Raw genomic sequence first — 26,007 nt, forward strand, 5'->3', positions numbered from 1 at the left:
TGCTGATTGACTCCGACATACGCCACACAGGGGACATTTTGTAACTAACCGTCAGCTAAGCCCCGAAGCTCTTCGATCCGCTTGGTGCGTCCTTTGCCTTGGCGCCCGCCAGCAGATGCGCCGGGACGAGGTCGCGGGCGGGCTCGCTGTAGCCCACCGAGACGATCCTGTCACCGCGATAGGTGAAGCTGGTGAGGCTGGCCAGCGTGCACTGCCGCTTGCGCGGGTCGTGCCAGAGCCTGCGTCGCTCGACGAAGCTGCGCACCACCCAGATCGGCAGCTGGTGGCTGACGCAGACCGCCTCGTGGCCACGCGCTGCGTCCTTGGCGGCGTCCAGCGCGGCGCTCATCCGCACCACCTGGTCCACGTACGGCTCGCCCCAGCTCGGGCGGAACGGGTTGGTCAGGTACTTCCAGTTCGCCGGCCTGCGCAGCGCGCCGTCCCCGACGCCGAAGGTCTTGCCCTGGAAGACGTTCTCCGCCTCGATCAGCCGCCCGTCGGTGGCGACCTGGAGGCCGTGCGACGCGGCGATCGGGGCCGCGGTCTCCTGCGCCCGCTCCAGCGGGGAGGCGACGACGTACGTGATGTCACGGTCCGTCAGGTGCTCCGCGACCCGGTCGGCCATCTTCCGGCCCAGCTCGGACAGGTGGTAGCCGTCGAGACGGCCGTAGAGCACGCCGTCGGGGTTGTGGACCTCGCCGTGCCGCATCAGGTGGACGACGGTGAGCTCCTGGTCGCGGTCGGTCATCGCCGCTCCCTCTCCTGGTCGGCCCGCGCGGCGGCGCGGGCGGCGGCCGGCAGCGCGGCGGCGATCCGCTCGACGGCGGCGGAGTCGTGCGCGGCCGAGACGAACCACGACTCGAACGCGGACGGCGGCAGGTAGACGCCCTGCGACAGCATCGAGTGGAAGAACGCGGTGAAGCGGTGCGCCTCCTGTGCCTTGGCCTCGGCGTAGTTGGTGACCGGCGCGTCGGTGAAGAAGACGGAGAACATGTTCCCCGCGCGCTGCACGCGATGCGCCACGCCCTCCTTGGCCAGCGCCTCGGTGACCGCGCCGCTGACCTCGTCGGCCACCCGGTCCAGATGCGCGTAGACGGCGTCGTCCAGCAGCCGCAGCTGCGCCACGCCGGCCGCGGTGGCCACCGGGTTACCGGAGAGCGTGCCCGCCTGGTAGACCGGCCCGGCCGGGGCCAGCTTCTCCATCACGTCGGCCCGGCCGCCGAAGGCCGCCGCCGGGAAGCCGCCGCCCATCACCTTGCCGAAGGTCATCAGGTCCGGCGTGACGCCGTCGAGCCCGTACCAGCCCGCCTTGGAGACCCGGAAGCCGGTCATCACCTCGTCGGAGACGTACAGCGCGCCGTTGGTACGGCACAAATCAGCCAATCCCTGGTTGAATCCCGGGAGCGGCGGGACGACGCCCATGTTGCCCGGCGACGCCTCGGTGATGACGCAGGCGATCTGGCCGGGGTTCGCCTCGAAGGCGGCCCGTACGGCGTCCAGGTCGTTGTACGGCAGCACGATCGTGTCGCCCGCCTGGGCACCGGTGACGCCGGGGGTGTCGGGCAGCGCGAAGGTGGCGACACCGGAACCGGCGGCGGCCAGCAGCGCGTCTACGTGACCGTGGTAACAGCCGGCGAACTTGATCACCTTGGCCCGCCCGGTGAACCCGCGCGCCAGCCGGATCGCGGACATCGTCGCCTCGGTCCCGGAGGACACCAGCCGGACCCGCTCCACGGGCGCCACCCTGGCCACGATCTCCTCCGCCAGTTCGACCTCGCCCTGCCCGGGCGTGCCGAACGACGTGCCGCGCGCCACGGCGGCCAGCACGGCCTCGGTCACCCGGGGGTGGGCGTGGCCGAGGATCATCGGGCCCCACGAGCACACCAGGTCGACGTACTCCCGGCCGTCCGCGTCGGTCAGGTACGGACCGGTACCGGACACCATGAACCGGGGCGTTCCGCCCACGGCGCCGAAGGCACGGACCGGAGAGTTCACGCCACCCGGCGTCACCGCGGCAGCCCGGTCGAAGAGGGTCTGAGAAACTGGGGCTTCGTACTCGTACGGATTGGTCACGTACCCATCGTCTCAGAGCGCCGCGGCGTTCCCTCGGGGCGGGCGGTACGGGACGGAATCCACGTGATCAGGTCTCGACCCTGCATCGCCGGACATCTGAGACGATGATCGGGTTGCGCGGTTGGGCTTGCGAATGGTCGGGTAGTGAAATGCAGCCAGGTGGCGAACTGGGCGAAGGGGCGGGTGACAGCGGCCCCGAGCGCGCCCGCCCCACCGGCAAGAGGCGCCGGCCGTCCGGCAGTGAGCGTCCGCGAGCCGCGGAGGGTGGAAGCAGGGGTGGCCGAGTGGGGGTGACCTACAAGTACTTCGGCGCGCCCGACGGCGCCACGGCGGCCCGCGTGCCGATCTCCATGCGCCCCGAGGAGCTCGGCGGCGACGAACTCGGCAACGGCATGTTCACGAAGGTCAAGCCGGAAACGATGTCGGCGATGGTCCTCACCGGCATCGAGGGCATCCCGCTGGCCAAGGTCCCCCCGCTCGAACTCGTCGTCCTCCACCCCGACTACGCGGTCGTCAAGCTCCCGGTCAACGTGGTGGAACCGCTGCGCAAGGCGGGCGAGGAGGAGTTGGGCGCCGCCGCCTTCATCTGGTCCACGGTCCCCGACCGCCGCGGCCCGCGCGACGCGTTCGTCATCTACCAGATGCTCCACGAGTGGCAGGACTTCGCCCACCGCCTCCACGAGGCGGGCCACCAGCTGTACTGCCTGGTGTGGCCGTAGGCCGCCGACGCGGCCCGGTGGCCGTCAACCCGGGTGGTTGCGGCGGGCGTTGAGGTGTTCCGGGGTCGCGTCGGGGCGGTCCTTGTGTACGAACGCGCGGCGCAGGGCGTGGTACGGGTCCTGCGGGTCGGCGAACGTCTCCCGCATTCGCCGCAGTTCGTCCGCGCGGTACGCGCTGAGCGGCCGCCGTGCCTCGTCGCGTTCGCGCAGCGCCTTCTTCTCGCCGACCCGCCGCTGGGTGAGCGGGGCGGTCGCCAGGCCCGACGCGAGGTGGGCCACCGTGCCGGGGAAGGACTCGGGGGTGGTGTGCAGGACGCGGTCGACCAGGCCGATGTCGTGCGCCCGCGCGCTGGAGACGGGCAGCGCGTCCTCCGTCAGCCGCCGGGCCCGCTCCGCGCCGACCTTGCGCGGCAGCGTGTACGTCCACAACTCCGAGCCGTACAGCCCCATCAGCCGGTAGTGCGGGTTGAGGACGACGCCCGCTCTGCACCACACCTCGTCGGCGGCGAGCGCCAGCATCGCCCCGCCCGCCGCCGCGTTGCCGCCGAGCGCGGCGACGGTGAGCCGGTCGGTGGTGGTCAGCACCGCCTCGGCCAGGTCGTCGATGGCGTTGATGTTGCGCCAGGACTCCTCGGCCGGGTCGTCGGCGGCCTCGATGACGTTGAGGTGGATGCCGTTGGAGAAGAAGTCCCGGCCGCCGCCGAGCACCAGCACCGACGTCGGCCGCGTCAACGCGTGGCGGTAGGCGGCCAGCAGGCGGCGGCACTGGCCGGTGCTCATCGCGCCCCCGGGGAACGAGAACGTCAGCACGCCCGCCGCGCCGTACTCGCGGTAGCGGATCTCCGACCAGGTGCGGCGGTGCGCGGGCAGCGCGAGCGGCACGTGCGAGTCCGGCACGCCGCGCGGCAGCCGGTCGCCGAGCGCCAGGACGGCCGGGAGCTTGAAGGTGGCGGGACCGCCGGGCGCGCGGCGCGGGCGCAGCTGCGGGATCCACACCGCGCCGTCGACCGTGGCCCGGCACAGCGCCCCCGCCCGCACCGCCAGCAGCTCCCCGGGCACGCCGCGCAGGCAGTCCTCGACGTGGCCCCCGTGCAGGTACCACTCGCCGCCGAGGAATGCGTCGAGCACACCCGGGTGCGAGTCCGCGGCGCGCAGCTTGCGCAGCACGGTCGCGGTGTCGTCGTGCGACCAGTCGATACGGCGGTCGGCCTGGCCGCAGTACGGGCGGGTGCGCACGGCGTCCGGCGGCTGCGGGACGGGGGTGTACGTGCCGGAGGCGAAGCGGTCGACGGCCAGGGTGACGGCCTCCAGCGCGGCGTCGGCCACCTCGTTGCGGTACGTGTCGCTCTTGCCTGCGTCCGGCGGCAGCGGGCACGGCACGCTCGCCCACACCTCGCCCGCGTCCATCTCCCCGACCGCCCGCAGCACGGTGACGCCCCACTCGGCGGCGCCCTCGGTGATCGCCCAGTCCAGCGAGGACGGCCCCCGGTCGCCCACCGGGCCGGGGTGGACGATCATGCAGGGTCGCCGCGACCACACCTCGGGCGGGATCGCGGTCTTCAGCATCGGGGCGACGATCAGGTCGGGGTCGTGCGCGCGCACCGCCTCGGTCAGCGGCCCGACCGCCAGTTCCACGCGGACGCGGTGGCCGCGGTCGCCGAGTTCGGCGAAGACGCGTTGGGTCAGGCTGTTGAAGGCGCTGGCGACCAGCAGGATGTCCACGGCACGCACTCCCGTCCGTACGGCGCCGCGCCGGACGTGGGCGCCGACCACGCGAGCGAGGATGGGCCATCGCGGGCCTCCGGGCGCCGCCGCCCCGCCCGGCGGGGGGCACGGATCACACGGGCGGCGGGGCGCACGGCGGGGCGCGGCGGGCGTCGCGAGGGGCGTACCGGAGGCGCCGCGAGGCGATCGGGCCGTCACGCGGACGGCGGCGGGCGGCGGGCGGGGGCGCCGGACGCCGACTAGGCTCCCCGCGGGGGCCCCCGCCTTAAGGAGCAGGCCGTCATGACTCTCCGCCTGAGGACCATCTCCCGCGAGGAGCACCTCGCGTTCGTCGACAGCCTGCCGTCTGCCAGCCACCTCCAGGTGCCGTCCTGGGGCGAGGTGAAGGCCGGGTGGGAGCCGGAGAGCCTGGGGTGGGTGGACGACCGCGGGCGGATCGTGGGGACCGCGCTGGTGCTGTACCGCGGGCTGCCCAGGGTGCGCCGCTCCCTCGCCTATCTGCCGCAGGGCCCGGTGATCGACTGGACGGACACCGACCTCGGCCGGTGGCTGGAGCCGCTGGTGGATCACGTGCGCACCCGGCGGGCGTTCGCCGTGAAGATGGGGCCGCCGGTGATCGTGCGGCGCTGGGACGCGGCGACCGTTAAGGACGCGATCGCCGACCCGGACGTGCGGTCGCTGGCCGACGTCGAGCCGACCACCACGGACCCGGTGGGCCTGGCGGTGCCGGAGCGGCTGCGGGCGCTGGGCTGGCGGCCGGCGGACGACGCGGAGGACGGCGGTGGCGGCGAGCACGGATTCGCGGCGGGCCAGCCGCGCCACGTCTTCCAACTCCCGCTGTTCGGGCGCACGTTGGAGGAGATCCAGCAGGGCTTCAACCAGCAGTGGCGGCGCAACGTCAAGAAGGCGGAGAAGGCGGGCGTGAAGGTGGTCCGCGGCGACCTCGACGACCTGACCGCGTTCTACGAGCTGTACGAGGAGACCGCGGGGCGTGACCGCTTCGTGCCGCGCCCGCCCGAGTACTTCCGCCGCATGTGGCGCGCGCTGGCCGCCGAGCACCCCGACCGCATCCGCCTCTACCTTGCCTCGCACGACGGCGACACGCTCGCGGCCGCCATCATGATCACCGTCGGCCGGCACGTCTGGTACTCCTACGGCGCCTCCACGTCCCGCAAGCGCGAGGCCCAGCCGAGCAACGCCGTCCAGTGGCAGATGATCCGCGACGCCCACGACCTCGGCGCCGACGTCTACGACCTGCGCGGCATCACCGGCACCCTGGACGAGTCCGACCCCCTGGTGGGCCTCCTGCGCTTCAAGGCCGGCACGGGCGGCGAGGCGGCCGAGTACGCGGGCGAGTGGGACCTGCCCCTCAACTCCGCCCTGTACAGGGCGTTCCGCTTCTGCCTGACCCGCAGGGGCTGAGCGGGTGGCCTGATCGCGCCACCCGCGGCCTGATCACATCGGGCCCGCGGGGGACCGTGGGCTCCCGGGGGTGGAGGGGCCGTAGGGTGGATCTTGACGCCTCGGCGGCGCACCCCTCGGACATCGGCCGCCGGTGGGAAGGAGACGCGCAGCAATGACCCGTACCGCAGTGGTCACCGGAGCAAGCAGTGGGATCGGGGCCGCGACCGCGCGCCGGCTCGCGGCGGCCGGATACCTCGTCGTCCTCGCCGCGCGGCGCGAGGACCGCGTCAAGGAACTCGCCGCCGAACTGCGCGACGCCGGCCACGAGGCCCGCGCGCAGGCGCTGGACGTGACCGACCGCGCCGCCGTGGACGCCTTCGCGGCCTCGCTGGAGCGGTGCGACGTGCTGGTGAACAACGCGGGCGGCGCGCTCGGCGCCGACCCGGTCGAGAGCGCCGACCCGGCCGACTGGCGGGCGATGTTCGAGGTCAACGTGATGGGCGTGCTCCACCTCACGCAGGCCCTGCTGCCCGCGCTGCGCGCCTGCGGCGACGGCACCGTCGTCGTGCTCTCCTCCACCGCGGGCTTCACCGCGTACGAGGGCGGTGGCGGCTACGTCGCCGCCAAGCACGGCTCGCACGCCATCGCCGCCACCCTGCGCCTGGAGCTGTGCGGCGACCCGATCCGGGTCGTCGAGATCGCCCCGGGCATGGTGCAGACCGAGGGCTTCGCGCTGACCCGGTTCGGCGGGGACGAGGAGAAGGCCGCCGCGGTCTACGCGGGCGTTCCGGACCCGCTGACCGCCGACGACGTCGCCGACACCATCGCCTGGGCGGTGACCCGCCCGCCGCACGTCAACGTGGACCTCCTCGTGGTGCGGCCCCGGGCGCAGGCCGCGCAGCACAAGGTGCACCGGGAGGCGTGACGCCGTGCGGCGGACGCGGCCGGTCCTGGTCTACGACGGCGACTGCGGGTTCTGCGCGGCCTGCGTGCGGTTCACCGAGCGCCGGCTGCGTCCCGGCGCCGACATCGTGGCGTTCCAGTCCGCCGACCTCGGCGCGCTCGGCGTGAGCCGGGAGCGCGCCGAGCACGAGGCGCTGTGGGTCACCCCGCCGGGCACGGTGTACGGCGGGGCCCAGGCGGTGGCGCGGCTGCTGCTGCGCGCGGGCGGCGGCTGGGCCCCGCTCGGCGCCGCGCTGACCCTGCCGCCCCTGCGCTGGATCGCCCACGGCGCCTACCGCGTCATCGCCCACAACCGCGGACGGCTGCCGGGGGCAGGCGGGGCGTGCTCGGTGCGGCGCTGACGTCGCGTCAGGGGCGCGAACTCCCGGCGCGCGCACACGAGTGGCCGGCCCGGCGTCTCCCGGCGGCGCTCAGCCCTTGACGCAGACGACCTGCTTGAGCTGGGCGACCACCTCGACCAGGTCGCGCTGCTGGTCGATGACCTGCTCGATCGGCTTGTACGCGCCGGGGATCTCGTCCACCACGCCCGCGTCCTTGCGGCACTCGACGCCCTGCGTCTGGTCCTCCAGATCGCGGGTGGTGAAGCGCTTCTTCGCCGCGTTGCGGCTCATGCGCCTGCCCGCGCCGTGCGAGGCGGAGTTGAAGGCGGCGGTGTTGCCGAGGCCGCGCACGATGTACGAACCGGTGCCCATCGAGCCGGGGATGATCCCGTACTCGCCGGAGCCCGCCCGGATCGCGCCCTTGCGGGTGACCAGCAGGTCCGCCCCGTCGTAGCGCTCCTCGCTGACGTAGTTGTGGTGGCAGGAGATCACCTCGTCGAAGCCGACCTTCGCCGTCTTGAACTCCTTGCGCAGCACGTCCTGCAGCAGCGCCATCATGATCGCGCGGTTGCGCCGGGCGTAGTCCTGCGCCCAGAACAGGTCGCGCCGGTAGGCGGCCATCTGCGGGGTGTCCGCGATGAAGACCGCGAGGTCGCGGTCGATCAGGTCCTGGTTGTGCGGAAGCTTCTGCGCCTCGCCGATGTGGTGGTCGGCGAGTTCCTTGCCGATGTTGCGCGAGCCGGAGTGCAGCATCAGCCAGACCGAACCGGTCGTGTCCAGGCAGACCTCGATGAAGTGGTTGCCGGAACCGAGCGTCCCCATCTGCTTGGTGGCCCGCTCGCGACGGAATCCGACCGCCTTGGCCAGCCCGTCGAAGCCCGCCCAGAAGTCGTCCCAGCCGGCGGTGGCGAAGCCGCGCAGCCCGCGCGGGTCGACCGGCTCGTCGTGCAGGCCGCGGCCGACCGGGATCGCCCGCTCGATCCTGGAGCGCAGCCGCGACAGGTCGCCGGGCAGGTCGTTCGCGGTGAGCGAGGTCCGCACCGCGCTCATGCCGCACCCGATGTCCACGCCGACCGCGGCGGGGCAGACCGCGCCGCGCATCGCGATCACGGATCCCACCGTGGCGCCCTTGCCGTAGTGCACGTCCGGCATCACGGCCAGGCCCTCGATCCACGGCAGCGACGAGACGTTGCGAAGCTGCCGCATCGCCACGTCCTCGACGCCCGACGGATCGGCCCACATCCGGATCGGCACCCGGACGCCCGGGACCTCGGTGTACGTCATCTTTCCCCCTTGGGTGCTCACCCTCGGCATCCTTACCGGGGCGAAGCGGTCATCTATCCGCACAACACTGTCAAAGCGTGTCACAAAAGGAATCGAGGACGAAGCGACTCAATCAGCACGCGAAACCGGCGGCGGCACAGAACTCTGCGGTAGACATTGTGTCGGGCGGGTGCGAGGCGGCGGCAACACGTTTTCCGGAAGGGGCCAGGTCAGTGGCGGCAAGGGGAGAGCCCACGGGGAAGCCGGCACGCGACCGCGCCCTCGCCGGCGGCGTACTCGTGGGCGCGTTCGCGCTCACCGCGATCGCCGCGCTCAGCGCGTGCAGCTCCTCCACCGCCGACGGCAGCGACGGCGGCTCGGGCACCGCAGCGCGGACCGGTTCGGTGAGCGCCGCGCCGCCCGGCAAGTACCAGACACTCCCCGAGCCCTGCGGCAGCGTGAGCCAGGACACCCTGCACGACCTGCTTCCCGGTGCCTCCGACTACTCCGGCCAGTCCGCGCTCACCTACGACACCGACCGCGTCGTCGGCTGCAAGTGGTCCGGCGTCCTGTCCGGCCAGGAGCGCCGCCTGCACGTCACGCTGGAGCGGGTGGTCTCCTACGACCCCGCGGTCAGCGACGAGGACAAGGCCGAGCAGGACTACGAGCAGAGGGCGTCCGCCGCGCACATCCCCGACGCGATCCCGTCGACGTCCACTTCGGCGTCCACGTCGACGTCCACCTCGGCGCCCCCTTCGGCCTCCGGCCCTTCGCCGGCGCCGTCCGACTCCCCCTCCACGCGCCCGAGTTCGAGCCCGTCGGGCGCCGCGGGCCCGTCGGCGTCCAGCGGTGGCCCGGGCGCCGACGACGCGGACACCGCGCCGCGCCGGGTGGGCGGTATCGGCGACGAGGCCTACCTGAACGACGTCCTCACGGCCGAGGACTCCGGGGTCCGGCGCGAGGTCACGATCGTCTTCCGCGAGTCCAACGTCCTGGTCACCGTGGTCCTCTCGCAGTCGTCCACCGACAAGACGCAGGTCCCGTCCTCCGGCCCGCTGCAACTCGGCGCGGACGACGTGGCCCACGAACTGGCGAAGAAGATCGAGGAAGCGGAGTAGCCCCACCGGGACCCCTCGGGACGGCTACGGGGGGTGGCTGCCCGCTGGGCCGCCGGGGCCGACTACGCGGGTCTGCTACGCGGGACGGCCACGGGCACGGCGACCGCGCTCATCGCCCCCGCGATACGGCCACGGCGGCCAGCCGCACAAACCCCTCCGCCCCGCCACCAATCCCCCACCAAACCGGACAGACACCCCCATCACTCAACCCTCCGGAACGAAAAGGGCGTTCGACTGGACGAACAGGGCGAAGCACGTATCGTGGCCGTCCGTACGACGACCTACCGAAGGACCCGACCCATGCACGCAACCGCCCCGCGCCTCGCCCGCCTGATCGCCTGCGCGGCAGTGCCGGCGATGCTCATCGCCGGCTGCTCGTCGGGCTCCAAGGCCTCCTCCGGCGACGCGAGCGGCTCCTCCGCGCCGTCCTCCACCACCGCCGCGCCCACCCTGGCCGCCGCCCGCTACACCAAGCTGCCCGACCCGTGCCGGGCGATAGCGCAGGCCACCGTGAAGACGATGGTGCCCAGCGCCCAGGACGCGGACGGCAAGGCGGTCAGCTCCGGCACCGACAGCCACGCGGGCTGCTCGTGGACCGGCCTGGACGGCTACCAGTACCGCTTCCTCGACGACACCTTCCAGCGCTTCGACACCATCGCGAACACCACGTCCGCCGAGGACCAGGCGCGGTCCGCGTACCAGCTCGCGGTGCAGACCGCGGCGAAGGCCTCCGGTGCGAAGACCGCGGCCGCGCCGGGCCTGGGCGACCAGGCGTCGCTGATCACCTGGGACGCGAAGAAGGACGGCGCGCAGTACCACTACGCCACCGTGATCGCGCGTTCCGCCAACGCCGTCGTCACCGTCGACTTCAGCGGCGCGGGCCTTCAGGGCGACGAGCAGCCCAAGACCGACCGCATGAACGAGGACGCCCAGCAGGCCGCGAAGGAAGCGCTGGCGGCGCTCAAGTAGCCGCCCGCGCCCGCCGCGTTCACGCCGCGGCCGGACTCGGCCGTACCGGCCCGCACCCTCCCGCACACGTGTGCCAGGCTGTCGCCCGCAACAGCCCGAACAGGGAGGGGTTCCCAAGTGACCGCGCCACTGAAGGTCACACGCGCACACCGCGTACTCATCGGGGTGGTCGTCGCGGGTGCGCTGGTCATCGCCGGCATCGGCTTCGCCGGTTCCTACGCTGCCGTGCGCGCGCTGGCCCTCAGGAAGGGATTCGGCGACTTCGCCTACTTCTTTCCGATCGGCATCGACGCGGGCATCTGCGTGCTGCTCGCCCTGGACCTGCTGCTGACCTGGATCCGCATGCCGTTCCCGCTGCTGCGGCAGACGGCGTGGCTGCTGACCGTCGCGACCGTGGTGTTCAACGCCGCGTCGGCCTCCGACCCGCTGGGCATGGGCATGCACGCCGTCATCCCGGTGCTGTTCGTCGTCACCGTCGAGGCCGCGCGCCACGCGGTCGGGCGGATCGCCGACATCACCGCCGACAAGCACATGGAAGGCGTGCGCCTCACCCGCTGGCTGCTGGCGCCGGTCCCGACGTTCCTGCTGTGGCGGCGGATGAAGCTGTGGGAGCTGCGCTCGTACGACCAGGTCATCAAGCTGGAGCAGGAGCGGCTCGTGTACCAGGCGCGGCTGCGGTCGCGCTTCGGGCGCGCCTGGCGGCGCAAGGCACCGGTCGAGTCCCTGATGCCGCTGCGCCTCGCGCGCTACGGCGTACCGCTCGCGGAGACCGCGCCCGCCGGGCTCTCGGCGGCGGGGATCGAACCGCAGCTGCTGCCCGAGCTGCCGGCGCGGCCCACGACACCGCAGGCGCAGGCCCGGCCCGCCCGGCCGATCGACCACGACCGGCCCGTCGAGCCCGCCCAGTACGACGAGCCGGTCGCGCCCGCCGAGGAAGGGCCGAGCCAGTGGTTCGCCACGCCTCAGCACGTGGAGTACACCGGCGACTACGACCCGCACTACGAACCGCCCGCGTACGACGTACCCGTACAGGAGCCGCAGCCGCAGGAGATCCCGGTCCCCGAACCCCGCGCGGCGGAACCCGTGCCGGACCCGGCCGAGGTCCAGGCCGAGGACCGACCCCCCGCCTCCGCCCCCGAGCCCCCGCTCCAGGTGCCCAACGGGGCGGGCGGCGTACGGCCGTTGGGCAAGGGCGCTCAGGAGGCGGGGTCCTCGGAGGAGGAGCTGTACCAGGTGTTCCGGCGCTCGATAGCGGGCGAGGGCATGCCGACGCCCGGCGCGTTCGCCGCCAACGTCGAGGCCGAGTACGGGCTGCGCCTGAAGTCCCGCGAAGTGAACCACTACATGGACCAGTTCACGGCCCGTCTCAACAACGAGCTGATGGAGGACCACATCGCGTGAGGCGCGCCGGGGGCGCCGGACCGCTCACGTGAACGGTCCCGCGCCCCCGGCGGCGGGCTTCCGGACGGCTCCGCGACTCAGCCGGCCGCCAGCAGCTCGCGCACCCGCTGCTCGCCGACCGCCAGCAGCAGCGTGGGCAGCCGGGGGCCGGTGTCCCGGCCGACCAGCAGCTGGTAGAGCAGGGCGAAGAACGAGCGCTGCGCCGCCTTCAGTTCGGGCGTCGGCTTGGCGTCGGCGTCCAGACCCGCCTGGAGCTTCGGCACCGCGTAGACCAGCGTGGTCAGGCCGTCGAGCGACCAGTGGTCGGACAGCCCGTCCAGCAGCAGGCGCAGCGCCTCGCGGTCGGAGTCGCCGAGCGAGTCCAGCGTCTCCTTGTCGGGCTCGGTGCGCACCCGGGTGCGCTGCTCGTCCTCGACGTGGGTGTTGACCCAGGTCTCCGCCTTGTCCAGGCGCGGGCGGGTCTCGTCCAGCGACGCGATCGGGTCCTCGATGGTGAAGTCCCGCAGGATGCGCAGCGTCTGCTCGTCGTCCCCGGTGGTGATGTCCACGACCGAGGCGAGCGTGCGGAACGGCAGCTTGCGCGGGGTGACCGGCAGCTCGCCGAGCGCGGTGCGGGCGGCGCGGCCGTGGACGGCGGCGTCGACCGGGGCGGCCGAGCCGTCGGCGATCTTCCGCTCCAGCGCGTCCCACTCGTCGTAGGTGCGGCTGATCTCCTGGTCGAAGGAGATGTTGAACGCCTGCTTCGGCTGGCGGCGCGCGTACAGCCAGCGCAGCAGCTGCGGTTCCATGATCCGCAGCGCGTCCTCGGCGGTCGGCACACCGCCCTTGGAGCTGCTCATCTTGGCCATGCCGCTGATGCCGACGAAGGAGTACGGCAGGTAGACCGGCGGCAGCCCGCCGAAGATCTCCCGGACCAGCTGCCCGCCCACGGTGAACGACGACCCCGGCGAGGAGTGGTCCACGCCGCCGGACTCGAAGGTCACGCCCTCGTACGCCCAGCGCATCGGCCAGTCGACCTTCCACACCAGCTTGCCGCTGTTGTGCTCCGACAGCCGCACGGTCTCGGTGTGGCCGCACTCGCACACGTAGGTCAGCTCGGTGGTCGCGTCGTCGTACGCGGTGACCCTGGTCAGGTCGCGGGTGCACACGCCGCAGTACGGCTTGTACGGGTAGTAGGCGCTGCCCGCGCCACCCTCGTCGTCCTCGGCCGCGCCCTCGCCCGCCTCGGCGGCCTTCGCCTTCTTGGTGCGGTAGCGGCCGAGCACCTCGTCGATGCGGTGCCGCTCGCGCATCGCCAGCAGGATCTGCTCGCGGTAGGCGCCCGAGGTGTACTGCTCGGTCTGGCTGATCTCGCGGACCTCGACGCCGAGCGCGGCCAGCGCGGCCCGGAACGGCGCCTTGAAGTGGTCCGACCAGCTGGCGTACGCGCCCGACGGGTCGGGCACCGAGGTCAGCGGGCGGCCGATGTGCTCGGCGAACTCGGCGGGCTGCCCGGCCGGCACCTTGCGCAGCCGGTCGTAGTCGTCCCACGACAGGATGTGCTCGCAGTCGACGCCGCGGCTCTTGATCTCGTCGGCGATCAGGTGCGGGACCATGATCTCGCGCAGGTTGCCGAGGTGGATCGGGCCCGAGGGGCTGATCCCGGAAGCGCAGACGATTTTCGCGCCCGGAGCCCGCCGCTCGGCTTCCGCGATGACGTCGTCCGCGGCACGGGCGACCCAGTCGGCTTCGGTGCTCTTGGCCACTGTCCTTGCTTCCTTCCGCTCACGGCATACCACCGCTCATTCTCCCACCCCTAGGAGTCGCTCCGGTGCCACGCGGTTGCCTGGGCCCGGCGGGTATCGCTCCGCGGGGCCGCGGCACCGGTGCCGCTTGACAAACGATTAGGCACCACCGCTTCCCATGGGATACTCGGCCCGTACCCCTTTCCCTTTGACAGGAACGGCACACAGCCCATGGCTTCGGTCCCCGCCCTCTCCGCCTCGATCCAGCAGCGCGTATCGGCCGCCCTCGCGGCAGCCGTGCCGTCGGCCGCCGATGCCGACCCGCTGCTGCGACGAAGCGACCGGGCGGACTTCCAGGCCAACGGAGTGCTGGGCCTGGCCAAGCGGAACAAGGCGAACCCGCGCGAGCTGGCCGCCGAGGTCGCCGCGCACCTGCCCAAGGACGACGTGCTGGCGGACGTCGAGGTCTCCGGCCCCGGCTTCCTCAACCTGACCGTCTCCGACGCCGCGATCCTGCGCAATCTCGCCGCGCGCGCCGAGGACGACCGGCTCGGCGTGCCGGCCGCCGCCGAACCGCGCCGGATGATCATCGAGTACTCCCAGCCCAACGTGGCCAAGGAGATGCACGTCGGCCACCTGCGCTCGACGGTGATCGGCGACGCGCTGGTGCGGATCATGGAGTTCCGGGGCGAGACGGTGATCCGGCGCAACCACGTCGGCGACTGGGGCACCCAGTTCGGCATGCTCGTGCAGTACCTGATCGAGCACCCGCACGAGCTGGACCACGACGGCGGGGAGACCGGCGGCGCCGCGATGTCCCGGCTCGACCGGCTCTACAAGGCGTCCCGGGCGCTGTTCGACTCCGACGCGGAGTTCAAGGAGCGCGCGCGGCGCCGGGTGGTGGACCTCCAGGCCGGGGACCCGCGGACCACCGAGCTGTGGCAGAAGATCGTCGACGAGTCGAAGATCTACTTCAACGCGGTCTACGACCGGCTGGACGTGCTGCTCACCGACGACGACCTGGTCGGCGAGAGCGCGTACAACGACGATCTGCCGGTGCTGGCCAAGGAGTTGGAGGACTCCGGTGTCGCGGTGCGCTCCAACGGCGCGTTGTGCGTGTTCTTCGACGACGTCCTGGGGCCGGACGGGCAGCCGGTGCCGCTGATCGTGCGGAAGGCGGACGGCGGTTTCGGCTACGCGGCCACCGACCTGGCGGCGATCCGCAACCGGGTCGGCGTGCTGAAGGCCGACACCCTGCTGTACCTGGTGGACTCACGCCAGGCGCTGCACTTCAAGATGGTCTTCGAGACCGCGCGCCGGGCGGGCTGGCTGCCCGAGGGCGCCGCGCACCACCTGCCGTTCGGCACGGTGCTGGGCAAGGACGGCAAGCCGTTCAAGACCCGCTCCGGCGAGACGGTCCGGCTGATGGACCTGCTGGACGAGGCGGTGGACCGGGCGCGGGCGGTCGTGGAGGAGAAGAGCGCGGGCCTGGGCGCCGACGAGGTCGGCGAGCGGTCGGTGCAGGTCGGCATCGGCGCGGTCAAGTACGCGGACCTGTCGACGTCGCGCGCCCGCGACTACGTCTTCGACCTCGACCGCATGGTCTCGCTCAACGGCGACACCAGCGTCTACCTCCAGTACGCCTACGCGCGCATCCGCTCCATCCTGCGCCGGGCGCAGGAGCGCACGCCGAAGGCCCACCCGCAGCTCGAACTCGCCCCGGCGGAGCGCGCGTTGGGCCTGCACCTGGACGAGCTGGCGGCCACGCTCGACGGCGTCGCGGAGACCTACGAGCCGCACAAGCTGGCGTCGTACCTGTACGGGCTGGCCTCGGCCTACACGACGTTCTACGACCAGTGCCCGGTGCTGAAGGCGCCGACGCCCGAGATGGTGGAGAACCGGCTGTTCCTGTGCGACCTCACCGCGCGGACGCTGAGCCGGGGCATGGGCCTGCTGGGCATCAGGACGCCGGAACAGCTGTGACCGGCGCACGGTAGGCGCGGTCTTCCAGGGCCGCCCGCGGGGGGTGGACGCGTCAGTCCACCCCCCGCGGGCGGCCCTTCCTCTGTGTCCGGGTGCGCGGCGGCCCCGGTGCTCAGGTCCCGCCGGCCCTGCCCGGGCGCGCCGTCTCCCAGCCCCGTTCCAGCAGCGCGAACACCCGCCGCACCGCCTCCTGCGGGTCGGGCTGCCGCCGGGCGAGGAAGGACGACTCCAGGGTGAAGCGGGCGAGCGCCGCGCAGACCACGTCGTCCGGCGGCGCGCCCTCCTCCTCGGCGATGGCCCGGGCGAGCGCGGCCTCGTGGCGCAGCCACATGCGGTGGCGGTAGTCGATCAGCGCGGGCGTGCTCTCCACCATGCGCGAGAACGCGGCGAACTCCTCGTCGTCCTCCGCCGACGGCCACTCGGGCCCGTTCAGGAGGCGGTCGCGCAGCGCCTCGGGGACGGACTGCCCGGCGGGGCGGTCGCGCACGGCCGCGACGAGAGAGGCCTCGATGTCGTCGTCGAGGTCGAAGACGAGCGCTTCCTTGCAGGGGAAGTGCTTGAACAGCGTCGTCACCGACACGTCGGCGGCGTCGGCGACCTCCTTGACGCCGACCTGGTCGTAACCGCGTTCGAGGAAGAGCCGCAGGGCCGCGTCGGCCAGCGCCTGGCGGGTCCGGGCCTTCTTGCGCTCCCGGCGGCCGACCGGAGGGACGCCCGCCCGGGGGCCGGCGGCCGGGGGGTCCTGGTTCACGTCGACGTTCACCGGATCAGGGTACCTCCCTCTAGGTTGTCTCGCTGCGAAAGTTTATCCGTTGCACTTTTTTAGTCGCTGTGCTTTCGTGGAGGAGCCCGGCCGGTCCCCTCGACTCCCGGCCTCCAGAGAAAGGGCAGCCTCATGACGAATCCCGCCCGCTCCCCCCGTATCGCCGTCTCCGGTGCCGGCCCCGGCGGCCTGACCTGCGCCCGCGTGCTCCAGCTGCACGGGTTCGACGTCACCGTGCTCGAACTCGACGCCTCCCCCGACGCCCGGCCGCAGGGCGGCACGCTCGACCTGCACGAAGGGGACGGCCAAGTGGCCCTGAAGGCGGCCGGGTTGCTCGACCGGTTCCTCGAACTGGCGCGGCCCGAGGGCCAGGAATGGCGGACGCTCGACGCGTACAGCGCGCGGCGGCTGGACGTCCGGGTGCCTGCCGAGGGCGCGACCGAGCGGCCCGAGATCGACCGGGGCACGCTGCGCGCGATGCTGCTGGAGTCGCTGGCGCCGGGCACGGTGTGCTGGGGCAAGGGCGTGGCGTCGGCGCAGCCGCTGGACGGCGCGGGCTGCCGGGTCGCGTTCCGGGACGGCTCTAGCGAGGAGTTCGACCTGGTCGTCGGCGCGGACGGCGCCTGGTCGCGGGTGCGCGCGGCGGTCTCGGAAGCGGTGCCCGCGTACACCGGGGTGACCTTCGTCAGCACCGGCTTCGAGGACGCGGACGTCCGCCACCGGGCGCTGGCGGAGCTGGTCGGCCCGGGCACGATGATGGCGCGGGCGGACGGCAAGGGCCTGTGCGTGCAGCGCAACAGCGGCGGCTACCTTGACTGCGCGGCGATGCTGCGCGTGCCCGAGCAGTGGCGGCGCGACGGGTTCGAGGACCAGGAGGGGGTGCGCGCGGAGCTGCTGGAGCTGTACGGCGACTGGCACGAGGACCTGCGCCACGTGTTGCGCGCCGGCGAACGCCCGCTGCTGCGGCGGCCGTTGTACGCCCTGCCGGTGCCGCACGAGTGGCGGCACGTCCCCGGCGTGACGCTGCTGGGCGACGCGGCGCACCTGATGCCGCCGCTGGGCGTCGGCGCGAACCTCGCCATGCTGGACGGGGCGGAACTGGCGCTGGCCGTCGCCACCGCCGCCACGGTCGACGAAGGCGTCCGCGCCTACGAGTCCGTCATGCTCCCGCGCTCCGCGAAGTACGCGAGGGACTGCGAGGAGGGCCTGAAGACCTTCCTGCCGGAGGCCGAAGCGATCGCCTGAGGCCGCTCCCGGTCACGGCGCCCTTTGCCTCACGCGCGGTCGCTCAGCCTCGCAGCAGCCCCCTCGCCAGGGCCTCCGTGACCGCCGCCGTGCCGCTGGAGACGCCCAGCTCGCCGTAGGCGCGCAGCAGGTGGGTCTTGACCGTCGCCTCGCTGATGAACAACCGTCTGCCGATCTCGGCGTTCGTCGCGCCCTTGGACGCGAGCGTGAGGACCTGGGTCTCCCGGGCGGACAGCGGGGGGCCCGCGGGGTGCGCAGGTGGGTGACCAGGCGGCCCGCCACCGTCGGGGACAGGACCGTCTCGCCGCGGGCCGCCGCCCGGACCGCGTCGGCCAGTAACCGCCCGGCCACACCCGTTGTCCACCGAACGGTGGACAACGGGGTCAGGGCGCGGCCGAGTCCGGCGCGGGCGCGCCGAACCACCGGGCGAGCGCGTCGCGCAGCGCGGGCACGGCGGCCGACGCCGGTTCGCCGAGGGCGGCGGCCCAGGCGACGTGGGCGTCCGGGCGGATCAACAGGGCGTCGGCAGGCGGTTGTCCGGTGGTGGCGGACACGACGTCCACGCGATCGCGCCAGCCGTACGCGGCCTCGCGCAGGTCGTCGCCCTCGCCGAGCAGAAGCAGCACCGGCCGCGCGGTGTGCAGGAGCCGGGCGACGCTCGTCGTGCCCTCACCGGTGGTCAGGCTCAGATCGGGCGCGAAGTCACCGGACAACGCGTGCCCGTTGGGGTTCGGCAGCCGGTAGCGGACGTCCGTGCCCGCGACGAGGGCCGCGATCCTGCGCAACGCCCCCTCGTCCGCGCACAGTTCCCGGAACACCTCGCGCAGCGCGTCACCCGCCGCGTCGTGTGAGCGCCGCAACGCCACCTGCGCCTGGGTCTGGAGCATCGTCCGCTCTCCGGCGAAGCGGCGTTCGTCGTGGTACGTCTCCAGCAGCACGTCGGGCACGCGGCCGTGGACGACGGCGGCCAGCTTCCAGCCGAGGTTGACCGCGTCGAGCATCCCCACGTTGAGGCCGATGCCGGTGGCCGGGAACTGGTGGGCCGCGTCGCCCGCCAGCAGAACCCGCCCCTCGCGGTAGCGCTCGGCCAGCCGGGCCTGGAACCGGTAGCGCGACAGCCGCGTCGCGCCGTCGAACGGCAGGTCCGCGCCGAGCACCCGGCGGATGCTCGCCCGCAGTTCGTCCAGCGTCATGGGCACGTCGCCCTCGTCCGTCACCGACTCGTCCTCGGTGGTCTGCACGAGCAGGTCACCCCCGCTCAGCGCGCCGAACGCGAACACCCCGCGATCCGTGCGCGTGAAGCCCGCCCGGAGCCGGCCGAGGCCGGGCACGTCGAGGCCGCCGTCGTCCCGCAGCGTCAGCGCGTCGGGCACGGGGACCTGCGCGAGCCGGTTGACCTCCGGGTACGCCGTGCCGGGGAAGGCGATGCCGGCCGCCTCGCGGACCCGGCTCCAGCCGCCGTCGCATCCCACGAGGTAGCGCGCGGTGATCGCGTCCGTGCCGTCGGGGCCGCTGACGTGCGCGGTCACCGCGGTCTCGTCCTGGGTCAGCCCGGTCACCGTCCGGCCTCGCAGCACCCGCGCGCCGAGGTCGCGCGCGCGTGCGTCGAGCAGGCGTTCAAGCCGTGGCTGGGGGAGGTGGAGCGCCTGGAGCGGGGAGTCGGGCAGGCGGCCGAGGTCCAGCTGCATGCCGCCGAACGGGATCGAGGGACTCGGCACGAGGCCGCGCCCGCCCTCGCTGAACCCGTCCAGCAGCCCCCGGTAGCGGAGGAGTTGGACGATCCGCCCGTTCATGCCGCTCGCCCTCGGCGTGTCCCCGGGGCCCTCCCTCCGGTCGAGGACGAGCACGTTCGCGCCGGCGAGCCGAAGTTCGGCGGCGAGCATCAGCCCCGTCGGCCCCGCGCCGACCACGATGACGTCGGCGTTGGTGACGGCGGCGTTCCCGCCCGGCTCGCGCTCGGGTCGTCCTTCAGCGGCGGCGTGCAATGCGTACTCCCGTTTGCGCAGGTCATAGGCGTCGGTCAGCGATTGTGCGGCACGACGGGGGCCTTGCCGCAAGGCCCCCTGTGCGCTATACGTTGAAGTGGCGGAACAGGCCCCGCCTTGTCAGGAGGACCGGCCCAGCACGCAGAACTCGTGGCCCTCCGGATCCGCCAGGCACGTCCACGGGACGTCGCCCTGCCCCAGGTCGAGGTCGGTGGCGCCGAGCCCCCGCAGCCTGGCGACCTCCTCCGCCTTGTCGTCGCCGGGATACGGCAGCAGGTCGAGGTGGACGCGGTCCGGCACGGTCTTCGGCCCGGGCGCGCGCAGGAACTCCAGATACGGCCCGACGCCCCGCGCGGAGCGCAACACCGCGCGGTCGTCCGCCACTTCGCGCACGTCCCAGTCCGTCGCCTCGCCCCAGAACCGGGCCATGGCGCGCGGATCCACGCAGTCGGCCACCACGGCCGCGATCGGCCCGGTGTCCCGGTAGGTCTCCCGGGGCTCCAGCACGCAGAACTCGTTGCCCTCCGGGTCGGCCAGGACCGTCCACGGCACGTCGCCCTGACCCACGTCCGCGGGCGTCGCGCCGAGCGTCTTCAGGCGGGCGACCAGTTCGGCCTGGTGAGCGGCGGAGGTGGTGGCGAAGTCGAGGTGCACGCGGTTCTTGGTGGCCGTCTTGGCTTCCGGTACGGCGACGACGTCGATGCACAGGACGGCCGGGTCGGGCCAGACGAAGTCGCCGCCGGGCTCGACGTTGATCACACCGGGCCCTTCGCTGGAGACGCCCCAGCCGAGCGCGTCCGCCCAGAACCGCCCGACCACCTCGCAGTCGAGGGCCTTGAAGTTCACCTGAACAGGTCGCAGTGCCATGCGGCGATCCTAGGCACGCCCCGCACCCGGGACCCGCGGCTTACCGGGCAGCGACCGCGCCGCCGCCCCGCGATGCCCGTCTGGGCCCTGCCCCGGGGTTCGTCGTCAAGCGTGTGGGCGGATTCGGCCGGAGGCCCGCTCTCAGCCGTGGGGCCTGGTGGATCATGGGGACGGCAGCATCCGACCGAGGGCGTGGAACGGCGACCGGCCGCGAGTCGGGCACCTTCCGCCCTCCGCCAGTGGAACGAGGAACCGCATGCCTCTCAGCGGCGAGTACGAACCGAGTCCGGCGCAGTTCGTGCGCGACCAGGTCGCGTTGTACGAACGTTCCGGCGGCACCGAGGGAACGACCTTGCGGGGCAAGCCCGTTGTGGTTCTCACCAGCCTGGGCGCCAAGAGCGGCAAGCTGCGCAAGACGCCGCTGATGCGCGTCGAGCACGACGGCTCGTACGCCCTCGTGGCCTCGCAGGGCGGCGCGCCCAGGCATCCGACCTGGTACTTCAACCTGGTCGCGCACCCGGTCGCCGAGTTGCAGGACGGGCCCGTGCGGCAGGACATGCGCGCCCGCGTGGTCGAGGGCGCGGAGCGGGACGCGTGGTGGGCGCGGGCGGTCGAGGCGTGGCCCGACTACGCGGAGTACGCGAAGAAGACGGACCGCGTGATCCCCGTCTTCGTCCTGGAGCCGGTGGCGGGCTGACGTCAGCTCGCGGGTTCGCCCGCCCAGCGGCGCAGCGCGGTCTTCAGGCCCGCGCCGTCGGTGGCGTCCGTGGCCCAGGCGATCACGCCGTCCGGGCGGACCAGCACGCCGGCCGGCGTCGCGCGGCCGTCGGCCACGATGGTCACCTGGCCGGTCCAGGGCGCGGCGACGCGGGCGAACGCGCCGTCCGGCGTGCGGTCGAGCAGCAGGAACCCACCGTCGTGGCCGTGGTCGACCAGCCGTGAGCCGTCGTGCAGCCGCAGATCGGGCACGTAGCGGCCGGTCAACGGGTGGTCGCCGGGCAGGGCGACCCGCTGACCGACGCCGGAGATCAGCTTGACGGCGTAGGTCGCGCCTTCTCCGGTGGCCAGCAGGTCGGCGACGACCTTGCGGAGCGCCGTGGACTTCGCGTCGCCGCGCAGCACGCCGATCTGGGCGCGGGTCCAGTCCAGCACCCAGGCGCCGAGGGGGCGGCGCTCGGCGTCGTAGGTGTCGAGCAGTTCCTCGGTCGCGCGCCCGGTGGCGACCGCGCCGAGCTTCCAGCCGAGGTTCATCGCGTCGCCGACCCCGAGGTTGAGCCCCTGGCCGCCGAACGGCGGGTGCACGTGGGCGGCGTCACCGGCCAGCAGCACCCGGCCCAGGCGGTAGTCGGCGGCCTGCCGGGCGTTGTCGCTCCAGCGGGTCGCGGCGCCGCGCAGCGCGGTCAGCGTGACGTCGGTGCCGGAGACGCGCCGCAGGCTCTCCTGCACGTCCTCCAACGTGACCGGCGCCGAGCGGTCGGCCGGGAGGCGCCCGAACTCGACGGTGACCACGCGCCCCGGCTGCGGCCCGTAGCGGTAGGCGCCGCGCGGCGACCACGTCCAGCCGTCGGCGAGCTTGCCCGGGTCCTCGATGTCGGCGAGCGCCATGTGGCCGGTCAGCTCGGGGTCGGTGCCGGGGAAGCCGATGCCCGCGAGGCGGCGCACGGTGCTGTGCCCGCCGTCGCAGCCGGCCAGCCAGCGGGTGCGCACCGTGCCGTCGGTGGTGCCGACGAGCACGCCGTCGACGGTGTCCTCCAGCGCCGTCACCTCGACCCCGCGGATCACCGGGACGCCGAGCCGGGCGACGTGCGCGGCCAGCAGTTCCTCCAGCTCGCGCTGCGGCACCATGCGCGCGCCGTCGACGGCGGCGTGCGCGGCGAGGTCGGGGTCGGACCAGTCCACGAGGCCGGGGTCGAGGACCATCCCGGCGAAGTGCCCGGTGAAGCGCGGCACGCCGCCGGGCTCGCGGTCGCCGGACTCACGGCCGCCGGCCCCGCGGTGGAACGATCCCACCCGCTCCAGCGTCTCCCGCTGCACCCGCTCGGCGGCGGGCAGCAGGCCGCGGCGGTCGAGCGCTGCGGCGGTCGTCACGTTGATCGCGCCCGCCTTCATCCCCTCGTCCGGGTCGGTCCGCCGCTCGATCACCTGCACCGACGCCCCGGCGAGCGCCAGCTCGGCGGCGAGCACGAGCCCCACCGGTCCGGCCCCGACCACGGTCACGTCCGCGTCCTGCTTCACTCGCATCGTCATCACGAACACTGTTCTATAAACGAACGCTGTTCGTGTCAAGCGGCACGGAACCCGCCGCCCCCGAGAGCCGAAAGCCCCGCGTCCCCTTGGGGCGGCGCGCGGGCACGGCGCCGTGCGTTCCGCCCTCAGGACAGCTTCGCCTCAGGAGCGAACGCGGGCAGCTTCGCGAGACTGCCGCGCACGGCCTCGGCGCCGTACGCGAACATCTGCCGCTCGTACTCGCCGACCGCGCCGAGCAGATCCGTGCGGCCTTCTTCAGCCTCGATCAGGCGGCGGCGCAGCAGGTCGGCGTCGCGCAGCGCGGTGTTCGCGCCGTTGCCGCCGGTCGGCGAGGTGGCGTGGATCGCGTCGCCGAGCAACGTGACCGGTCCGGGCGCCCAGCGCTCACCGGGCTCGACCACCCGGATGGACAGCAGCGTGCTGTTGTCCGGGTCGGCCTGCTCGATCAGCGCGCGCAGCTGAGGGTGCCAGCCCTCCATCCTGGACAGCACGGCCTCCTGAGCGGACGCCTCCCCCAGCGTGCCGTTCGGCGGCAGGATCATGGCCCAGCGCACGTAGTCGCCGATGTCGGGCAGCGTGACGTCGGGGGCCAGTCGCTCGGCGGCCTGCTTCGGCGGAGTACGGAAACGCATCGCGCCGAGCAGCAGGCTGACGCCGTCGCCCGTGATCTTCGAGCCGTAGGCCTTGGACAGACCGGAGAACTCGTCGGTCAGCGGGGTGCGGCCGATGACGAACCGGACGCCGGTGTCGGTCGGGACGGTCCGCGGCGTCAACACCCCGCGGACCGCGGAGTTCACGCCGTCCGCGCCGACGAGCAGGTCGGCGGTGGCCGGATCGCGGCGCGCGAACCGGGCTCGGACCGTACCGTCGGCCAGCACGTCGTAGCCGGTCAGCGCGGCGTCCGTGTGCACGGTGAGCCCGGTCAGCAGCAGGTGCCGCAGCACCTGCCGGTCGACCACGATGCCGGTCCGGCCGGCACCGAGCCTGCCGATCTCGTTCAGCCGCGGGTCCAGGATCAGCTGCTCGGCGGAGGCGTCCATGACGATCTCGTCCAGCAACGGGTGCCAGCGCGCCGGCAGGCAGTCGCGCACCGCCTGGAATCCGGCCGGGTCCAGCACGAGCCGGTAGCCCTGGAACCGCGCCACGATCCCCGGATCGCGCTCGAACACCTCGGCCTCGATCCCGGCCCCCCGCAGACCCTGCGCGAGAGCCAGGCCTCCCAGACCGGCTCCGATTACGGAAACTCGCATCACACACCTCCAGGACATCGTCACCACGACTGAGGAACGCCGTTCTAGCTATACGATCACTGTTCTACTCAACGAACGACGTTCGAGTCAACTTCCAGCGGCCTGCCCTCCCGCCGATCCCCAGGTCGTGTGGGTGAGCTCATGGGTGGTCCTGACTCCGGCCCGGGCCCGCGTGCCGCGAATCCCGCCGGATACAATCCGGCGATTCTGCAGGGCTGAGGCCTCGGAGGGGCGCTCGGCTCCGCCCACTTCCGCGTGCTTACGCGCGACAATTCCGGGGGGCAATCGTCCATGGTGTTCAGACCTCGTCCCATGAGACGGCTCGCCGTCATGGCCACAGCCACCGCCCTGGCCTTGGGGGCCATGACCGGTGCCGCCAACGCGACGAGCCCCGCCTCGTCGACGGTGAAGCCGCCCGAACGAGTGACGACGCGACAGGGCGTCCTCTTCGCCAAGCCGGCCGCCGCCGGCGCCACCACCGGCGAGGGCAAGGCCGCGGCCACCGGCTGGGCCGAGCCGTCCAGCATGACCGCGCAGACGTATTCCATGGCGCTGCTGACCTTCGACGACCAGGGCGGTACGTCCGTCGCATCCGGCGCCGACGAGTACCGTCAACTCCTGGACATCGGCGACGTCAGCGGCGGCAAGGGTGACGACCTGCTGGCGATCACCGAGTCAGGCCAGTTCCGGCTCTTCCCGAGCACTTACTCGCGGCCCAGTTCCAAATACCTCGTGATCGGCTGGGGTTGGCAGACCTACAACCAGGTCGCGGTCGTCGGGGACCTCACCGGCGACGGCCGTCCCGACCTGGTGGCCCGTGACACGCACGGCAGGCTCTGGTTCTACCCCAGCAGGAACAGCCTCACCCAGCCCTTCGGCCCGCGCGTCCAGGTCGGCAGCGGCTGGAACATGTACGACCAGGTGGTCGGGGCCGCCCACTTCGACGGCACGGCCACCGGTTCGCTGCTCGCCCGGGACCAGCAGGGCCGCCTGTGGCTCTACGACGGCCGCGGCGACGGCACGTTCGGCCCGCGCAAGCTCGTCGACGCCGGCTGGGGCACCTACAACCAGCTGATCGGCCTGGACTACAACGGCGATGGCCACGGCGACGTCATCGCCCGCACCGAGTCCGGCGACCTGTACGCGTACGAGAGCGACGGCGCGGGGGGCCTGACCGCTCCCACGCGGATCGGCAGCGACTGGTCCGAGTACAACGCGCTGGGCAACGAGGGGCACCAGCCCGACTTCGGCAAGGGTGAGATCTTCGCGCGCTACTCCAACGGCGACGCGTACTGGTACACCAGCGAGGAGAACGGCAAGCTCGACACGCGCTCCACGGCCGCGACGGGCTTCACCCCCGCGACCTGGCCGACGATGACCGCGACCGTCGCGCCGACCGACAACGGCATGACGGACATCGCCACGATCGCCTACGACCACGCCCTGACGTACCTGGAAGCGTTCACCAGCGGGACGATCCCCACGGTCGCGTACAACGTGGTGGTCGGCCCCGGCGACCTGAACGGCGACGGCAAGCCCGATCTGCTGGGCCGCAACCCCAGCGGCTACCTGTGGTTCATCCCCGGGGACGGCAAGGGCTCGACCGACGGCAAGCCGGTGTCGCTGGGCGGCGGCTGGAACGCGTACAACCACATCGTCGGCGCGGGCGACCTCACCGGCGACGGCGTCCCCGACATCGTCGCCACCACGCCGGGCGGAACGCTCTACCTCTACCCCGGCCTGGGCAACGGCGCGTTCGGCTCCCGCAGGGCCATCGGCAGCGGCTGGCAGATGTACGGCAGGATCGCCGCCCCCGGCGACCTCACCGGCGACGGCAAGTCCGACCTGGTCGCCGTCGACTCCGCCGGACGGCTGTGGCTCTACCCCGGCCTGGGCGACGGCACGTTCGCCAAGCGCGAGGAGATCGGCACAAGCGGCTGGAACGGCTTCCACGACATCTCCTGAGGAGACCTCGCGGCCCGGCTCCG

21 protein-coding genes and 1 pseudogene are annotated in these 26,007 nt (G+C 73.0%); 11 read left to right on the forward strand and 11 right to left on the reverse strand.

Annotation, left to right across the window (positions count from 1 at the left end; translation table 11 throughout):
* Positions 1–55: 55 nt before the first annotated feature.
* The gene (locus CK485_RS05480) at positions 56–748 is read right to left on the reverse strand and encodes a histidine phosphatase family protein (RefSeq protein ID WP_109447446.1); all 693 of its coding nucleotides are present in this window, start codon (positions 746–748) and stop codon (positions 56–58) included.
* Positions 745–2,073 (reverse strand): glutamate-1-semialdehyde 2,1-aminomutase, encoded by a 1,329-nt coding sequence (hemL, locus tag CK485_RS05485; RefSeq protein ID WP_109447448.1) that lies wholly within the window; start codon positions 2,071–2,073, stop codon positions 745–747. The genes CK485_RS05480 and hemL overlap by 4 nt, the downstream gene beginning before the upstream one ends.
* Positions 2,074–2,222: 149 nt before the next feature.
* Between hemL and CK485_RS05490 the strand changes: the two genes are divergently transcribed.
* The gene (locus tag CK485_RS05490) at positions 2,223–2,792 is read left to right on the forward strand and encodes a hypothetical protein (RefSeq protein WP_109447450.1); all 570 of its coding nucleotides are present in this window, start codon (positions 2,223–2,225) and stop codon (positions 2,790–2,792) included.
* Between the two features lie 24 nt (positions 2,793–2,816).
* Here CK485_RS05490 and CK485_RS05495 read toward each other — a convergent pair whose 3' ends face one another.
* Positions 2,817–4,514 carry an enoyl-CoA hydratase-related protein gene (locus CK485_RS05495; protein WP_109447659.1) on the reverse strand — a complete coding sequence of 566 codons (1,698 nt, stop codon included), beginning with the start codon at positions 4,512–4,514 and terminating at the stop codon, positions 2,817–2,819.
* Between the two features lie 285 nt (positions 4,515–4,799).
* On the opposite strand from CK485_RS05495, the gene CK485_RS05500 reads away from it, so the two are divergent.
* From CK485_RS05500 to CK485_RS05510, 3 genes are all read left to right on the forward strand, one after another.
* Positions 4,800–5,939 (forward strand): peptidoglycan bridge formation glycyltransferase FemA/FemB family protein, encoded by a 1,140-nt coding sequence (locus tag CK485_RS05500; protein WP_109447452.1) that lies wholly within the window; start codon positions 4,800–4,802, stop codon positions 5,937–5,939.
* Between the two features lie 154 nt (positions 5,940–6,093).
* Positions 6,094–6,846, forward strand: a complete 753-nt coding sequence (locus CK485_RS05505) for an SDR family NAD(P)-dependent oxidoreductase (RefSeq protein ID WP_109447453.1) — start codon at positions 6,094–6,096, stop codon at positions 6,844–6,846.
* Positions 6,847–6,850: 4 nt separating this feature from the next.
* On the forward strand, positions 6,851–7,225 hold the full coding sequence (locus CK485_RS05510; protein ID WP_109447455.1) for a DUF393 domain-containing protein: 375 nt from the start codon (positions 6,851–6,853) through the stop codon (positions 7,223–7,225).
* A 69-nt stretch (positions 7,226–7,294) separates the two neighbouring features.
* Here the strand turns inward: CK485_RS05510 and CK485_RS05515 are convergent, their stop codons facing one another.
* Entirely contained in the window at positions 7,295–8,488 is a 1,194-nt protein-coding gene (locus tag CK485_RS05515) for an RtcB family protein (RefSeq protein ID WP_109447457.1), read from the reverse strand.
* A 212-nt stretch (positions 8,489–8,700) separates the two neighbouring features.
* Here CK485_RS05515 and CK485_RS05520 point away from each other — a divergent pair, with 212 nt between their 5' ends.
* From CK485_RS05520 to CK485_RS05530, 3 genes are all read left to right on the forward strand, one after another.
* The gene (locus CK485_RS05520) at positions 8,701–9,585 is read left to right on the forward strand and encodes a DUF3558 domain-containing protein (RefSeq protein ID WP_146214484.1); all 885 of its coding nucleotides are present in this window, start codon (positions 8,701–8,703) and stop codon (positions 9,583–9,585) included.
* 300 nt (positions 9,586–9,885) lie between these two features.
* Positions 9,886–10,554 carry a DUF3558 domain-containing protein gene (locus CK485_RS05525; RefSeq protein ID WP_109447461.1) on the forward strand — a complete coding sequence of 223 codons (669 nt, stop codon included), beginning with the start codon at positions 9,886–9,888 and terminating at the stop codon, positions 10,552–10,554.
* A 117-nt stretch (positions 10,555–10,671) separates the two neighbouring features.
* Positions 10,672–11,955: a DUF2637 domain-containing protein gene (locus tag CK485_RS05530; protein ID WP_109447463.1), complete on the forward strand. Its 1,284-nt coding sequence runs from the start codon at positions 10,672–10,674 to the stop codon at positions 11,953–11,955.
* 77 nt (positions 11,956–12,032) lie between these two features.
* On the opposite strand, the gene lysS is transcribed toward CK485_RS05530, so the two are convergent.
* A complete protein-coding gene (gene lysS, locus CK485_RS05535; RefSeq protein WP_109447465.1) occupies positions 12,033–13,700 on the reverse strand; it encodes a lysine--tRNA ligase in 1,668 nt (555 codons plus the stop codon).
* Between the two features lie 210 nt (positions 13,701–13,910).
* Between lysS and argS the strand changes: the two genes are divergently transcribed.
* Entirely contained in the window at positions 13,911–15,662 is a 1,752-nt protein-coding gene (gene argS, locus CK485_RS05540) for an arginine--tRNA ligase (RefSeq protein ID WP_109447467.1), read from the forward strand.
* Positions 15,663–15,774: 112 nt separating this feature from the next.
* Here the strand turns inward: argS and CK485_RS05545 are convergent, their stop codons facing one another.
* Entirely contained in the window at positions 15,775–16,425 is a 651-nt protein-coding gene (locus CK485_RS05545) for a TetR/AcrR family transcriptional regulator (RefSeq protein ID WP_241968143.1), read from the reverse strand.
* 132 nt (positions 16,426–16,557) lie between these two features.
* On the opposite strand from CK485_RS05545, the gene CK485_RS05550 reads away from it, so the two are divergent.
* Complete coding sequence (locus tag CK485_RS05550; protein WP_109447469.1) at positions 16,558–17,670, forward strand: NAD(P)/FAD-dependent oxidoreductase; 1,113 nt, start codon at positions 16,558–16,560, stop codon at positions 17,668–17,670.
* A 43-nt stretch (positions 17,671–17,713) separates the two neighbouring features.
* On the opposite strand, the pseudogene CK485_RS29385 reads toward CK485_RS05550, so the two are convergent.
* From CK485_RS29385 to CK485_RS05565, 3 genes and pseudogenes are all read right to left on the reverse strand, one after another.
* Positions 17,714–18,006: pseudogene (locus tag CK485_RS29385) on the reverse strand (response regulator transcription factor); the annotation flags it as partial.
* Between the two features lie 47 nt (positions 18,007–18,053).
* Positions 18,054–19,655 carry an FAD-dependent oxidoreductase gene (locus tag CK485_RS29390; protein ID WP_241968144.1) on the reverse strand — a complete coding sequence of 534 codons (1,602 nt, stop codon included), beginning with the start codon at positions 19,653–19,655 and terminating at the stop codon, positions 18,054–18,056.
* A 120-nt stretch (positions 19,656–19,775) separates the two neighbouring features.
* Positions 19,776–20,522 (reverse strand): VOC family protein, encoded by a 747-nt coding sequence (locus CK485_RS05565; RefSeq protein ID WP_109447471.1) that lies wholly within the window; start codon positions 20,520–20,522, stop codon positions 19,776–19,778.
* Positions 20,523–20,778: 256 nt separating this feature from the next.
* Here CK485_RS05565 and CK485_RS05570 point away from each other — a divergent pair, with 256 nt between their 5' ends.
* Complete coding sequence (locus tag CK485_RS05570) at positions 20,779–21,219, forward strand: nitroreductase family deazaflavin-dependent oxidoreductase (RefSeq protein WP_109447473.1); 441 nt, start codon at positions 20,779–20,781, stop codon at positions 21,217–21,219.
* A gap of 2 nt (positions 21,220–21,221) precedes the next feature.
* On the opposite strand, the gene CK485_RS05575 is transcribed toward CK485_RS05570, so the two are convergent.
* Entirely contained in the window at positions 21,222–22,769 is a 1,548-nt protein-coding gene (locus CK485_RS05575; protein WP_241968145.1) for an FAD-dependent oxidoreductase, read from the reverse strand.
* Positions 22,770–22,894: 125 nt separating this feature from the next.
* On the reverse strand, positions 22,895–24,019 hold the full coding sequence (locus tag CK485_RS05580; RefSeq protein ID WP_109447475.1) for an FAD-dependent monooxygenase: 1,125 nt from the start codon (positions 24,017–24,019) through the stop codon (positions 22,895–22,897).
* 330 nt (positions 24,020–24,349) lie between these two features.
* Between CK485_RS05580 and CK485_RS05585 the strand changes: the two genes are divergently transcribed.
* Positions 24,350–25,984: a VCBS repeat-containing protein gene (locus CK485_RS05585; protein WP_109447477.1), complete on the forward strand. Its 1,635-nt coding sequence runs from the start codon at positions 24,350–24,352 to the stop codon at positions 25,982–25,984.
* Positions 25,985–26,007 lie beyond the last annotated feature (23 nt).

The organism is Streptomyces sp. ICBB 8177, from assembly GCF_003144095.1.
GTDB lineage: Bacteria > Actinomycetota > Actinomycetes > Streptomycetales > Streptomycetaceae > Streptantibioticus_D.

What these genes read in the sequence shown, in the direction of transcription:
- CK485_RS05565 (WP_109447471.1), bottom strand. Translation starts at nt 20,522, where the DNA reads ATGGCACTGCGACCTGTTCAGGTGAACTTCAAGGCCCTCGACTGCGAG.
- CK485_RS05515 (WP_109447457.1), bottom strand. Translation starts at nt 8,488, where the DNA reads ATGACGTACACCGAGGTCCCGGGCGTCCGGGTGCCGATCCGGATGTGG.
- CK485_RS05505 (WP_109447453.1), top strand. Translation starts at nt 6,094, where the DNA reads ATGACCCGTACCGCAGTGGTCACCGGAGCAAGCAGTGGGATCGGGGCC.
- CK485_RS05550 (WP_109447469.1), top strand. Translation starts at nt 16,558, where the DNA reads ATGACGAATCCCGCCCGCTCCCCCCGTATCGCCGTCTCCGGTGCCGGC.
- CK485_RS05480 (WP_109447446.1), bottom strand. Translation starts at nt 748, where the DNA reads ATGACCGACCGCGACCAGGAGCTCACCGTCGTCCACCTGATGCGGCAC.
- CK485_RS05585 (WP_109447477.1), top strand. Translation starts at nt 24,350, where the DNA reads ATGGCCACAGCCACCGCCCTGGCCTTGGGGGCCATGACCGGTGCCGCC.
- CK485_RS05575 (WP_241968145.1), bottom strand. Translation starts at nt 22,769, where the DNA reads ATGACGATGCGAGTGAAGCAGGACGCGGACGTGACCGTGGTCGGGGCC.
- CK485_RS05580 (WP_109447475.1), bottom strand. Translation starts at nt 24,019, where the DNA reads ATGCGAGTTTCCGTAATCGGAGCCGGTCTGGGAGGCCTGGCTCTCGCG.
- argS (WP_109447467.1), top strand. Translation starts at nt 13,911, where the DNA reads ATGGCTTCGGTCCCCGCCCTCTCCGCCTCGATCCAGCAGCGCGTATCG.
- CK485_RS05570 (WP_109447473.1), top strand. Translation starts at nt 20,779, where the DNA reads ATGCCTCTCAGCGGCGAGTACGAACCGAGTCCGGCGCAGTTCGTGCGC.
- CK485_RS05490 (WP_109447450.1), top strand. Translation starts at nt 2,223, where the DNA reads ATGCAGCCAGGTGGCGAACTGGGCGAAGGGGCGGGTGACAGCGGCCCC.
- CK485_RS05525 (WP_109447461.1), top strand. Translation starts at nt 9,886, where the DNA reads ATGCACGCAACCGCCCCGCGCCTCGCCCGCCTGATCGCCTGCGCGGCA.
- CK485_RS05500 (WP_109447452.1), top strand. Translation starts at nt 4,800, where the DNA reads ATGACTCTCCGCCTGAGGACCATCTCCCGCGAGGAGCACCTCGCGTTC.